At 34.6% G+C, this 12,529-nt stretch carries 12 protein-coding genes; 9 read left to right on the forward strand and 3 right to left on the reverse strand.

Annotation, left to right across the window (positions count from 1 at the left end; all coding sequences use genetic code 11):
• Positions 1–68: 68 nt before the first annotated feature.
• Positions 69–1,739, reverse strand: coding sequence for a glutamine--tRNA ligase/YqeY domain fusion protein (locus M2372_RS03880; RefSeq protein WP_115973157.1), 1,671 nt, complete (start codon positions 1,737–1,739; stop codon positions 69–71).
• Between the two features lie 154 nt (positions 1,740–1,893).
• On the opposite strand from M2372_RS03880, the gene M2372_RS03885 reads away from it, so the two are divergent.
• The 8 genes from M2372_RS03885 to M2372_RS03915 all read left to right on the forward strand — a co-directional run bounded on the left by M2372_RS03885 (position 1,894) and on the right by M2372_RS03915 (position 8,684).
• Positions 1,894–3,024, forward strand: a complete 1,131-nt coding sequence (locus M2372_RS03885; RefSeq protein ID WP_123318273.1) for an alpha/beta hydrolase — start codon at positions 1,894–1,896, stop codon at positions 3,022–3,024.
• 1,032 nt (positions 3,025–4,056) lie between these two features.
• On the forward strand, positions 4,057–5,241 hold the full coding sequence (locus M2372_RS03895; RefSeq protein WP_123318272.1) for an NAD(P)-dependent alcohol dehydrogenase: 1,185 nt from the start codon (positions 4,057–4,059) through the stop codon (positions 5,239–5,241).
• Positions 5,242–5,334: 93 nt separating this feature from the next.
• The gene (locus M2372_RS25585) at positions 5,335–5,526 is read left to right on the forward strand and encodes a transposase (protein ID WP_409013128.1); all 192 of its coding nucleotides are present in this window, start codon (positions 5,335–5,337) and stop codon (positions 5,524–5,526) included.
• The gene (locus M2372_RS25590) at positions 5,523–5,651 is read left to right on the forward strand and encodes a hypothetical protein (RefSeq protein WP_409013129.1); all 129 of its coding nucleotides are present in this window, start codon (positions 5,523–5,525) and stop codon (positions 5,649–5,651) included. The genes M2372_RS25585 and M2372_RS25590 overlap by 4 nt, the downstream gene beginning before the upstream one ends.
• 54 nt (positions 5,652–5,705) lie before the next feature.
• A complete protein-coding gene (locus M2372_RS03900) occupies positions 5,706–6,533 on the forward strand; it encodes a phosphatase PAP2 family protein (RefSeq protein WP_123318270.1) in 828 nt (275 codons plus the stop codon).
• Positions 6,520–8,040, forward strand: a complete 1,521-nt coding sequence (eptA, locus tag M2372_RS03905) for a phosphoethanolamine--lipid A transferase EptA (protein ID WP_123318269.1) — start codon at positions 6,520–6,522, stop codon at positions 8,038–8,040. The genes M2372_RS03900 and eptA overlap by 14 nt, the downstream gene beginning before the upstream one ends.
• A gap of 126 nt (positions 8,041–8,166) precedes the next feature.
• Positions 8,167–8,334, forward strand: a complete 168-nt coding sequence (locus tag M2372_RS03910) for a bacteriocin-like protein (RefSeq protein ID WP_165852304.1) — start codon at positions 8,167–8,169, stop codon at positions 8,332–8,334.
• Between the two features lie 197 nt (positions 8,335–8,531).
• Positions 8,532–8,684, forward strand: a complete 153-nt coding sequence (locus M2372_RS03915; RefSeq protein ID WP_185018694.1) for a bacteriocin-like protein — start codon at positions 8,532–8,534, stop codon at positions 8,682–8,684.
• A gap of 8 nt (positions 8,685–8,692) precedes the next feature.
• Here the strand turns inward: M2372_RS03915 and M2372_RS03920 are convergent, their stop codons facing one another.
• Positions 8,693–9,697, reverse strand: coding sequence for an o-succinylbenzoate synthase (locus M2372_RS03920; RefSeq protein WP_123318268.1), 1,005 nt, complete (start codon positions 9,695–9,697; stop codon positions 8,693–8,695).
• Positions 9,697–10,713 carry a class 1 fructose-bisphosphatase gene (gene fbp, locus M2372_RS03925; protein WP_068944199.1) on the reverse strand — a complete coding sequence of 339 codons (1,017 nt, stop codon included), beginning with the start codon at positions 10,711–10,713 and terminating at the stop codon, positions 9,697–9,699. Before fbp ends, M2372_RS03920 begins: the two co-directional genes overlap by 1 nt.
• A 571-nt stretch (positions 10,714–11,284) precedes the next feature.
• Between fbp and M2372_RS03930 the strand changes: the two genes are divergently transcribed.
• A complete protein-coding gene (locus M2372_RS03930; protein WP_123318267.1) occupies positions 11,285–12,523 on the forward strand; it encodes an aspartate kinase in 1,239 nt (412 codons plus the stop codon).
• Positions 12,524–12,529 lie beyond the last annotated feature (6 nt).

Raw genomic sequence — 12,529 nt, forward strand, 5'->3', positions numbered from 1 at the left:
TGTAAAAAATAAAAAATCAGGACTTATTTCTAAGTCCTGATTTTATTTATATTCATTCCTTACAATTATTAAGGCTTGAAAGAATCTTTTAGTGTTACTGTACGGTTGAATACCAATTCAGTATCTGTAGAGTCCTGATCTTTTGTAAAGTATCCGATTCTCTGGAACTGAAGCGGTTCTCCAACAGCTACATCCTTCAGACTTGGTTCAGCAAAACCTTGAACTGTAGCGACAGATTCAGGATTGATGAAGTTTAAGAAATCTACATCTTTTTCAGCATCCGGCTGTTCTACCGTAAACAATTGGTTGTAAATTCTTATTTCTACAGGGATTGCATGTTTGGCAGATACCCAGTGAAGTGTTCCTTTTACTTTTCTTAAACTTTCTTCTGTTCCGCTTCCGGATTTACTCTTCTCATCATAAGTAGCATAGATCGTAGTAATTTCACCATTTTCATCTTTTTCTACTCTTTCAGCTTTGATGATATATGCTGATTTTAAACGAACTTCTCCGCCTAATTTCAGTCTGAAGAATTTATTGTTAGCCTCTTCTTTGAAGTCCTCACGTTCAATATATAATTCTCTTGAGAAAGGAATCTCTCTGGTTCCTGCATTTTCCTGTTCAGGATTGTTTTCTGTTTCTACCCATTCTTCTTTGTCTTCAGGATAGTTTTCAATCACTAATTTTACAGGATCTACTACAGTCATTACACGCTTAGCCACCTTATTAAGGTCTTCACGTACACAGAAATCAAGTAACTGAATTTCGATCAGGTTTTCTCTTTTCGCAACCCCTACTTTATCAATAAAGTTTCTGATAGAAGTGGGTGTAAACCCTTTTCTTCTCATCCCTGAAATGGTAGGCATTCTAGGATCATCCCATCCTGTTACTGCTCCTTCAGCCACCAATCTTTGCAGTTTTCTCTTAGAAGTAATCATATAAGAAACGTTCATCCTTGCAAATTCTCTCTGCTTAGGAGCTACTTTCGTTTCATCATATACCTGCTCCAGGTACCAGTTATAAAGAGGTCTGTGATTTTCAAACTCTAATGAACATAATGAATGTGATACCTGCTCCAGATAATCAGATTCACCATGTGCCCAGTCATACATCGGATAGATTTTCCAAGCAGTTCCCGTTCTGTGGTGAGGTCTTTTCAGGATTCTGTACATTACAGGATCACGCATATTCATATTGGGAGAAACCATATCGATTTTTGCACGAAGTGACATTGTACCTTCCTCAAATTCTCCATTCTTCATTCTTTCAAACAGATCCAATGATTCCTCTACCGGGCGGTTTCTGTATGGTGATTCCACTCCTGGTTCTGTAGGATTCTTTCTCTGCTCGGTAATCATCTCAGAAGGCTGCTCATCTACATAAGCTTTTCCATCTTTTATTAATTGTACTGCCCATTCGTAAAGCTGCTGGAAGTAATCTGAGGCATACAATTCCTTGTCCCATTTGAAACCTAGCCATTCAACATCTTTCTTAATAGAATCTACGAATTCCTGCTCTTCTTTTTCAGGGTTCGTATCGTCGAAACGAAGGTTTACAGGAGCGTTGTATTTTTCACCAAGACCAAAGTTGATGCAGATAGCTTTTGTATGCCCTACATGCAGGTAACCATTTGGTTCAGGCGGAAAACGGAAACGGATCTGATCTTTGTTCAAACCGTTTGCCAGATCATCTTCAATAATTTGCTCAATAAAATTGAGTGATTTTTTTTCTTCTTCCATTAAATTAGCTTTTATTTTATAGCAAAAAAAGTGGTACAAAGTTACGGAAAAATAAGCGTTTCTGAAAATGATAATTTTAAAGCCATTTGCATTGTAATTCAGTATTTTTCACTAATTTAGGTCAAGCTAAAACCATTGTACCAAATTATCGCTTATGGCCGTTTACATCTTAAGCAACCGGAAAATCATCCGTCATAAGGGTGAAAAAGTGGATTCTTTTTCCAATGACGAATACTCAATTCCTAATTTCAGGATTGCAAAATGTGATTTTGATAATTATAAGGAGCCCACTGCTGCTGCCAAAAAGAAAAAAGACTACACCAACAGAAACATCCTGAACTACAAACTGTTTTCAGAACCTGAAAAACAAGGCTATGAAGAAGTTCTGGAAGTTCTGCAGAATGAAAAAGGCATCAAAAAATCCTCTCTTACAGCCAATAATCTCGGCGGAACCCAAAGACTGTTCTACGAACTGTACAAAAATATGTCTGCCACTAAGGACCGAAGTGATGTACTGATATTTATTCATGGTTATCTGTACAATTTTGATGATGAATTAAAGGCTATTCTTGATCTAAAAAAAATATTCATTGACAATCCCGCTTCTCCTGTTGAACATATTTTATTTGTGAGCTGGCCGGCTTCTGGCAATATTATTCCATTGAGCTATTTTGACGACAAGGCATCAAGCATCAATTCCGGAACCTCATTATTGAGACTGTTTTACTTTTACACTCAGTTTTTAAAGGATATTTTTTCCAACCGTGATCTCATCCCATGTAACCAGAGAATTCATATCATGGCTCACTCTTTGGGCAACAGAGTACTTCAAAGCATGCTTTACAGTCTTAAAAGAGAGAATATCCTCAGAGTGATTGATCAGGTAATCCTATTGAATGCCGATGTATCCTATAAAGTATTTGAAGACTCAGAAGATTCCTTTAATAAATTACCATTGCTTGCCAACCGGATTTCCATTTATCTGAACAGGCAGGATCTGATCCTGGGAATCTCACAGTTTACCAAAAATATTCTTACCCCAAGGCTTGGTAAAAACGGGCCGAGTGATATTAGCCCTTATAAGGATATCGTATCTATCATCGACTGTACTTTTGTGAAAGATGATGTACTGAGCAGCTTTAAATTTGAAGTCGGAAATCATTGGGGATACCTTTCCAGCTCTCAGGTTCAGAGTGATATTTTTCAGAATTTATATGGAATAGATAGGAATCTTATCACCAATAGAACAATAAATAACGAAAATATTTTCACAATTGTTTCATAATGATTAATTAAAAAAATGCTATAAAATCAGACCTATGTTAAAGTTACCACAGACCTGACAAATGGCATAATGATTGCCAATTCAAATAATAGAGAATTACAATTTTTTTATCATGAAAAAGATTAAAAAAAAGTTTTCTTATATCTTGACCTATATAAGGAAAGCCATTTTTGTAAAAGATGTCATTTAATTACAACTACAATCTAAAAAAAAACCTATCCGAGCCAACAATTACTTTATTCCTTAAAACAAATCAAAATTTCATTTAAAAATTCCTACAGATCTATTGCAGGAATTTATTTTCTTGTTTTTTATAATAAATAATTTAAATCACTTCCACTAAAATTCTTTTTTTTTATTCTTAATAATGTTTGAGTGATTGATCATTTAATGCATTTTCTTACAATGCTAAAAAATATTCAAATTGATCTTTTTATAAAAAAAAATCCCCAACAATAAAACTGACCACTAGATAGTTATATAAATACACCCTAAGAAAAATAAAAAAAAATGCCCCTTTTTTTTCTTGAGAAGTTTGAAATAAAGATGTTCAATCTGGGTGTAAAAAGTAATATTACTGAACAGCTAGGGATAAGTATTTAATCTAAAGAATTCCCCGAAGCAAGTCTCAGGGTTAAAAGAGGAAAAGTTTGAAAAACGGTTGGTTTTTCCCATGAAGTATAGGAGGGAAGTACTAGCTGAAGAAATAGGAAATAGCCTCAAGTTAATATGAGTAGGTATTTCAGAACGCTATGAGATTCAATTTGTGAACAAGTGGTTACTATGTCAATACAGTTAGTCAGTACGGAAATAAAGATGTTATTCGAAAATATATTAAAAATCAAGGAAAAGAAGAATATAAAAAAATCCACGGTGAACAACTCAAACTATGGGGTTAACCAATACCTCGGGGTAGTTTGTTTAATGACTTGGTAATCTATTGAATATACAGTGTTTTATCCAATTGAACAATCTTTTTCTTATTTATTTCCTAAATGCGCAACAGGTTTTAACTAAAATATATCAAAAAAAATGAAAGAAAAAAACAGCAATCCATCCCGAAGGAAATTTATTCAGCAAACGGCAATTGCAAGTGCAGGTTTGTTGCTTGTAAATCCAATTTCAATTTTTTCGCAAACAAATAAGTCAAAAAAAATGAGCACAAATATTAAATCTAAAGGTTACGCAGGAAATGACGAGGTAGGAAAATTAACAGCCTGGAACTTTGAAAGAAGAGCGGTCGGCGACAATGATATTTTAATCGATATTAAATTTTCGGGTATTTGCCATTCCGATATTCATATGGTTAAAGGACATTGGGGCAAACAACAATATCCGCTAGTTCCAGGTCACGAAATTGCCGGAATTGTAACTGCAGTTGGTAAAAATGTAACCAAATTTAAAGTTGGCGACCAAGCTGGAGTTGGCGCTATGGTAAACAGCTGTATGCAATGCGACAGTTGTAAAAGTAGCCAAGAACAGCATTGTGAAACAACAGGATGGGTGGAAACTTATGGCACGCCAGATAAATCATCGCCTACTGGAATTACACAAGGTGGATATGCCAACAACATTGTAGTAACAGAACATTTTGCCATTAAAATTCCCGCGACTATTAAACTGAAATATGCAGCACCATTACTTTGTGCAGGTATCACGACGTATTCGCCAATAATGAAAGCAAAATTAAAAAAGGGCGATAAAGTTGGTGTGGTTGGCATTGGCGGTTTAGGTCATATTGCTGTGAAATTAGCGGTTTCAAAAGGTGCAAAAGTTTTTGCTTTTACCACGTCTGCTTCAAAAGTGAAAGATATTAAATGTTTTGGTGCAAAGGAAGTAATCGTGGTAAAATCGGCAGAAGATTTAAAACCCTACAAAGGCAAATTGGATTATATGATTTCTACCGTTCCTTATGCTTACGAAATGTCACCGTACATCGACTGTGTAAAACCTTACGGCTTTTTTACGCAAGTTGGGGAACCAATCAATGGTGTTTTGGAAATCAATAATTTCAATATGACTCAAAATCGAGTAAATTTTAATGGTTCGTTGATTGGTGGTATTAAAGAAACCCAAGAAATGATAGATTATTGTGCAAAAAATAAAATTTATCCTCAAATAGAAGTGATAAAAGCATCAGAAATAAATGAAGCTTGGGACAAAGTAGTAAACAAAGAAGCCCGTTATCGTTTTGTAATTGATGCCACAACATTTTAATCTAAAGAATTCCCCGAGGCAAGCCTCGGGGTTAAAAGAGAAAAAGTTCTAAATGAAGTTTCCGGAGAAACTTTACAACTCATATGCAAAGAAATTTCAGAGCGTTATGAGATTGAATTTATAGAAATTGGTTATGAATCAGATCATGGGTATTTTCTGATACAAAGTGTTCCTTCTTTGTCATTAAGCCAAATTGTTCGAACAATAAAAAGTATAACAGATAGAGAGTTATTTCGCCTTTATCCTGAAATAAAACAAATTCTTGGGGAGGAAATATATGGATAAATGGATTCTATGCTAATACTGTAGGGCAATATGGTAATAAAGAGGTTATTCGGAAGTATATTGAAAACCAAGGTAAAGAAAAACAATACACAAAAATTTATACAGGGCAACTCAAGTTATTCTAATATCTCGTGGGCCTGCCCTGAGGTAGTTTATTAGAAATAAGTAAATCAAATATTATGAATAAAACTATAATTGGTCATTACATTCACCCGGTCTTATTTTTATTGTATGTACCCTTATTTTTATTAACTTTGATCTTTTTCATTCTTTATAAACAGGATGCACTCAATACTGTCGCCTATATAGGTGTTCAAGAGCACTGGTTCTTTTTTTTAAATTCCAAATTATCACAATATCCCAAACTGCAATATAACTTAACTCAATTGGGAGATGCTCTTGTTCTTTTGCCTTTTCTATCCATTTTCGTAATCTACATCCCAAAAATCTGGCAGTCTTTATTATCTGCATCACTTCTGTCGGCTTTAGTTTGCAACCTTTTAAAAAGATTATTTACTGTACCAAGACCGGCAGCTGCATTTGATAATGAAAGCTTTGTCATCATAGGGAAAACATTATCTGGATACACCAGCCTGCCTTCCGGACATTCCATTACTATTTTTACAACGCTTACTATTCTGATGTTTACTTTTATGCCTCAGAAATCAGGATATAAATTCATATGGTGCTGTTCTCTGCTCTTAACAGGATTAATTATTGCATTCACAAGAGTAGCCGTTGGAGCCCATTACCCTCTTGATGTCATTATCGGAAGTATTATTGGATATATTTTAGGACTTTTAGGTATTTTTATCAATCACCAATATAATATATGGGCATGGGTTGGCAGTAAAAAATATTATCCGGTTTTTATCATAGCATTTACCATTGGTAGTATCATTTTAATTAACAAAATAATTAATGAGAATTTGATTATATTTTATTTGTCATTTATAAGCTTAATAATATCACTTTATATAATCACCTACACTTATGTTAAAAAATAATTTGAAATTATTGGATTTTGCCCTCTTAATGAGCTTTCTTAATTTCATATTCTTTCATATTCCCTTTTTTACCTTTGTCTTCAGTAAAGTTGATTATAAAAGTTTAAATGGCGTTGTGCTCATCATAAGTTTAATCATTCTCATGTTTGTTGCCAATGCTTTTGCGTTCTATTTAATCTTTTTTCTGTCGAGGATTGTTGGGAAAATTTTATTGGTACTTACCTTTATAATCAGTTCCATTGCGGTCTATTTTATCAATACCTATAGTGTTATCATTGATGAAAGTATGATTGGCAATATATTCAATACCAATTACGAAGAGTCCAGCAGCTTTTTTTCCATAAAATTAATTCTCTATATTATTTTCCTTGGTATACTTCCCGGCATTTATATCATTAATGTCAAAATCATTAGTATCCCACTAAAAAAATTTTTAATCACATCTTCATTAACTCTGTTATTCATAATTATTGTAGTATTTGCGAATGCAAGTAATTGGTTATGGATTGATAAAAATTCTAAAACATTAGGTGGTCTTGCCATGCCATGGTCTTATTCTGTCAATATCTCTCTTTTTTACATTCATGAATATAAAAAAAACGAAAAGGAAATTTTATTACCTCCCGCAACCATTGAAAATAATGAAAAATCAGTTGTCGTTCTGGTTATCGGAGAATCGGCACGAAGCCAAAACTTCTCGTTGTACGGATATGGAAAAAATACAAATCCATTGCTTTCCAAAGAACAAAATCTACACAGTTTTAAAGCCACCTCTTGTGCAACATACACCACTGCTGGTGTAAAATGTATTTTGGAACATACTAATACAGATGATCTGTATGAAATCTTACCTAATTATTTATATAGAAATAATGTAGATGTTATCTGGAGAACAACAAATTGGGGGGAACCACCGGTGCATATTAAAAATTATCAATCCAAAGAAAACCTGTTTCCAAATTGCAAGGGGGAAGACTGCAATTATGATGGGGTACTTTTAAACGGTCTCAAAGAGCAAATAGCAGCAAGCACCAAAAACAAAATATTGGTCATATTGCATACAAGTACAAGCCATGGTCCGACGTACAGTAAAAAATATCCATCCCGATTTGAGGTCTTTAAGCCTGTCTGCAATAGTGTTGAATTGGGTAATTGCTCTCAGCAGGAGCTTATCAATGCCTATGATAATACAATTGTTTACACAGATTACCTTTTATATAATGTCATTGAGGATTTAAAACAATTAAAAGACTATAAAAGCACAATGCTTTTCGTCTCAGACCACGGAGAATCATTGGGAGAAAAAAACCTGTACATGCATGGAATGCCCCTAAGTATAGCCCCTAAGGAACAGTATGAAATTCCTTTTATAGTATGGGTTTCTGATGGCTCGAGACAACTAAAGCCTAATGATATAGTTTCTCAAAATCACGTGTTTCACAGTGTTTTAAATTTCCTGAGTATACAAAGTCCAGTTTATAAAGAAGAGATGAATATATTTAAATAATGACCTCCCAACATTCATTTTCATTTTATTCAATTCTCGATATCTCACAATATTTACTTGTCTAAAAAATTGTATATCTGAAAAAAAATTCAGACATTTAACTATCATCAAGCTAAAATATTAACAATGAAAAATCTAAGAAAATTAAACAAAGGAGAATTAAAACAAATTAGTGGAGGACGACCTCCTCTTGGATGTAATAGCTGGAGTCCACAGGAAGGATGCTGCAGGGCATGGGCACCAGATTACTGTGGCGGCACTACCTGCCCGGATTCACCACCTCCATATTGCTAGGTAATTTTGCTCTATTCTATTTTGAATCAGCTTAACTCTTATTTCTGAGATCTAAAACCGGGTTCAAAATTATGACCTCATATAGCTCCAATGTCCCAACTTTGCGGCATTGGAGTTTTTTATTAAATAAGATGGCAGTCTCTATGCTCCCGACTGTTATTCACTAGATTCACTATCACCAAAACTCAATACCAATTATGAAAAATCTAAGAAAGCTAGAAAAAAAAGAATTAAAAACCATTCATGGAGGAAATATTCCGGTAGTCCCTATAGGCTGCAACAACTGGGATGCCAGAGCCAGATGCTGCAGAGAATGGGATTGGGAACATTCAAATAACCCAACCTGTTAATTCATTTTTTATTTTTTGAACCACAACAACTCATTTCTGAGCTCTAAACTGGATTCAAAATTATTTGTAAATAAAGCTCCGGTACCTAAACCTTGTGGCATCGGACTTTTTTTTGTGAATGTATATTGTGCAATGGCATTCAGGCCAATATTACTTTCTAACGCAGAAGTAATCCACCAGCCGATATTCTGTTCTTCAGCAAGGGAAATCCATTCATCAGATCCAGCAAAACCACCTATTAAAGCCGGTTTTAAAATGATGTACTGCGGTTTTACCGTTTCTAAAAGTTTTTTCTTTTCTTCCGGATCTGTAATCCCAATCAATTCTTCATCCAAAGCAATAGGAGTTGGCGTCTGGGCACACAATTCCGTCATATTCTTCCAGTTTCCGGCTTTAATAGGCTGTTCAATGGAATGAATGTGCAAATCTGCCAGCTGCTGCAAAACAACGGCTGCTTCTTCTTTACTAAATCCTCCATTAGCATCCACCCGAAGTTCCAGTTGCTCTTTTGAAAATTTCTTTCTTAGCTTTTGAAGAATGATATGTTCAGATTTCCAATCGACTCCAATTTTTAATTTAATGCAATGAAATCCTTTTCCCAGTTTATCCTGAATCTGTTCTTCCATATACCCCACATCTCCCATCCAGATTAATCCGTTGATGGTAATGGCAGATTCCCCCTCGGTAAACTCACTTGGAAAATAAAGATCAGCTCCAAATTTCAGGTTCAGAACGGCCTGTTCGTATCCAAACCATATCGAAGGGAAGTCTTTTAGTTCTTCTTTTAAGAAATCCGGATCCTGACTAATGTTTTCACAGAGCCATTTTAACTTGTCTTCATAATCAGACCTGTCATCAAAGCTCAGGCCTCTGAAAACAGCACACTCCCCTATTCCTTTTTTTCCATTTTCTGAAATTTCAAAGATGAAGGTTTCCTTATCAAGCAAAACGCCGCGAGATGTTCCACTCGGGCGCTTAAATTGTAATAAATATTTAAAATATGATGCTTCCATTATTTTACGCTGTCGATTCGCATAAACTCTTCTGCTTTCTCCACCATATCAATGCTTCCGCAGAAAAACGGAATTCTCTGGTGAAGTTCTGTAGGTTCTACTTCCAGAATTCTTCTGAATCCGTCTGTTGCTTTTCCACCAGCCTGTTCTGCAAGGAAAGCCATTGGATTACATTCGTATAATAATCTTAATTTCCCATTGGGTGCCTGAGAATAAGATGGATAAATATAAATCCCACCTTTCAGCATATTTCTATGGAAATCGGCAACCAAAGACCCAATATATCTGGAAGTATAAGGACGGTCTCCTTCCTCCATCTGGCAATATTTAAGGTAGTTTTTCACTCCCTGAGGGAATTTGATGTAATTTCCTTCGTTGATGGAATAGATTTTACCAGTTTTTGGGAAAGTCATATTGGGATGAGAAAGATAATAGGTTCCTAAGGATGGATCCAGTGTAAATCCGTTCACTCCGTTTCCTGTTGTATAAACGATCATCGTGGAAGAACCGTAGATGACATATCCTGCTGCAATCTGATTGACTCCTTTCTGTAAAAAATCTTCAAGCTGCACAGGCGTTCCCGGTTCAGTAACTCTTCTGTAGATAGAGAAAATGGTTCCTACGGAAACATTCACATCAATGTTTGAAGATCCATCTAAAGGATCAATCAACACTACATATTTGCTTAAATGTCCGTTTTCACCACATTTAATATCAATAAAATCATCATTTTCCTCTGAAGCAATACCACAAACAACCTCTCTTTGAGACAAAGCCGTAATAAAAATTTCGTTAGCGATTACATCCAGTTTCTGCTGTTCTTCCCCTTGAATATTCTGGTTTCCTGCAGCTCCTGTAATATCTACAATTCCGGCTTTATTTACTTCTCTGTTAACCACTTTCGAAGCCAATCTTATTGCACTTAGAAGACGAGAAAATTCACCTGTTGAATACTGAAAATCGTCCTGCTTATCGATAAGAAATTCTCCTAAAGTCTGTAATGGTTGATTTGACATATTTTTCTTTTTACGTTTTCCCCAAATTTCGGAAAATTTATTGCATTAAGAAAATTTAATTACAAAAGAACTTAAACCTTGTATATCAATACAATACAATCAAAACAAAACATAATACTGAATATCTGCCTGTGATTACCTCTCCATTTCTTTATCCCAAACTAATGAAAAATTCTGTTTACTTATTTTAATGCAGAACATGAAACGATTCAAATGAAAAATTGAAAAACAAATCTTATTATATTATATTTATTTTTGACCTTATCCTCAGGTTTTGAATAAAGTGACTTTCTATTAAATTCCTTATATTACAGATAATGACACCAAATTTTGTCATTCAAAAAAATAAATATCAAATAAATGTATGGAATAAATAAGATTCTTAATAGAGGTTAATCTCCTCTATTCCTGCATTCAAACATAGTCAGGCATTCCCTTCAGAGCTATTTTAAGGAAATCTTAATTTCATCACATCATCAGCCTATTTCATATCTCGCTGTAAATTTATAATTTTGTCCTCCGTAAAAAACTCATGTAATTTTTATCTAACAATTTTATTTTTAACAATTTAATGAAAATTTTCAAGTTTGGTGGCGCGTCTGTGAAAGACGCCGAGAGTGTAAAAAATGTGTCCATGGTTCTAAAAAGCCAAGGATTTGCCAAATGTTTGCTGGTAATTTCAGCAATGGGCAAGACGACCAATGAATTGGAAAAAGTTGTAGAACTTTATTTCAAGAAGGATAACTATCAAACTGAGATTGAAAAGATAAAACGAAAACACATCGAGATTGCGGACGGTCTGTTTCCTGAAAATCATGCGGTTTTTGCTGAAATCAATCTCTTTTTTGACGATATTGATTCTTTTTTAAGAAGAAACAAATCACCTAATTATAACTTCGTGTATGATCAGGTGGTAAGCTGTGGAGAGATGATTTCTACCAAAATCGTAAGTGAATACCTGAATGAAATCCAATTTACCAATCAATGGCTGGATGCAAGAGATTATATCAAAACGGATAATTCATACAGAGAGGGTGCGGTAGACTGGGTAAAAACGGAAGAGTTTATTTCAAATCTAAACCCTGAAGTCTGCTATGTTACCCAGGGATTCATCGGATCAGATGACAATAACTTCACGGTAACCTTAGGAAGAGAAGGGTCAGATTATTCAGGAGCCATTTTTGCGTACTGCTTAAATGCTGATGCCATGACGATCTGGAAGGATGTACCTGGAGTAATGACCGGAGATCCAAGAAAATTCAATGATGTATCGCTGCTTTCCAATATTTCTTATGAAGAAGCTATTGAAATGGCCTATTATGGGGCAAGTGTTATTCACCCAAAGACGCTACAGCCATTACAGCAAAAAAACATTCCTTTTTATGTAAAATCTTTTGTGGATCCTACCAAAGCAGGAACCAAAGTGGGAGCTTCAGACCAAAATCAACAGGAAGAAACTTATATTCTGAAAGAAAACCAGGAACTTTTAAAGATCTCTACCAGAGACTTCTCTTTTATTGCAGAAGACCATATGAGTTTGATCTTCGGATATCTTTCTAAATATAAGATCAAGGTTTCCCTGATGCAGAATTCTGCCATTTCACTGGCATTATGCCTGGAAGATAAATTTAATCACCTTGAAGAACTCAACGAAGAGCTTCAAAAAATTTTTAAAACTGAAGCAATTAAAAATGTATCTTTATTCACAGTAAGAAATGCGAAGATGGATCACATTGACAGATTTTACCACGAAAAAAATGTATTATTGGAGCAGATTTCCAAGAATACTCTTCAAATGGTAACACAATAATATTAA

The organism is Chryseobacterium sp. BIGb0232 (assembly GCF_024810195.1).
Lineage (GTDB): Bacteria > Bacteroidota > Bacteroidia > Flavobacteriales > Weeksellaceae > Chryseobacterium > Chryseobacterium pennae.

Bases quoted from the DNA above. Each gene is read 5' to 3' on its own strand.
- M2372_RS03920 (WP_123318268.1), bottom strand. From the start codon at position 9,697: ATGGAAGCATCATATTTTAAATATTTATTACAATTTAAGCGCCCGAGT.
- M2372_RS03900 (WP_123318270.1), top strand. From the start codon at position 5,706: ATGAATAAAACTATAATTGGTCATTACATTCACCCGGTCTTATTTTTA.
- fbp (WP_068944199.1), bottom strand. From the start codon at position 10,713: ATGTCAAATCAACCATTACAGACTTTAGGAGAATTTCTTATCGATAAG.
- M2372_RS03895 (WP_123318272.1), top strand. From the start codon at position 4,057: ATGAAAGAAAAAAACAGCAATCCATCCCGAAGGAAATTTATTCAGCAA.
- M2372_RS03880 (WP_115973157.1), bottom strand. From the start codon at position 1,739: ATGGAAGAAGAAAAAAAATCACTCAATTTTATTGAGCAAATTATTGAA.
- M2372_RS03885 (WP_123318273.1), top strand. From the start codon at position 1,894: ATGGCCGTTTACATCTTAAGCAACCGGAAAATCATCCGTCATAAGGGT.
- M2372_RS03930 (WP_123318267.1), top strand. From the start codon at position 11,285: ATGAAAATTTTCAAGTTTGGTGGCGCGTCTGTGAAAGACGCCGAGAGT.
- M2372_RS03910 (WP_165852304.1), top strand. From the start codon at position 8,167: ATGAAAAATCTAAGAAAATTAAACAAAGGAGAATTAAAACAAATTAGT.
- M2372_RS03915 (WP_185018694.1), top strand. From the start codon at position 8,532: ATGAAAAATCTAAGAAAGCTAGAAAAAAAAGAATTAAAAACCATTCAT.
- eptA (WP_123318269.1), top strand. From the start codon at position 6,520: ATGTTAAAAAATAATTTGAAATTATTGGATTTTGCCCTCTTAATGAGC.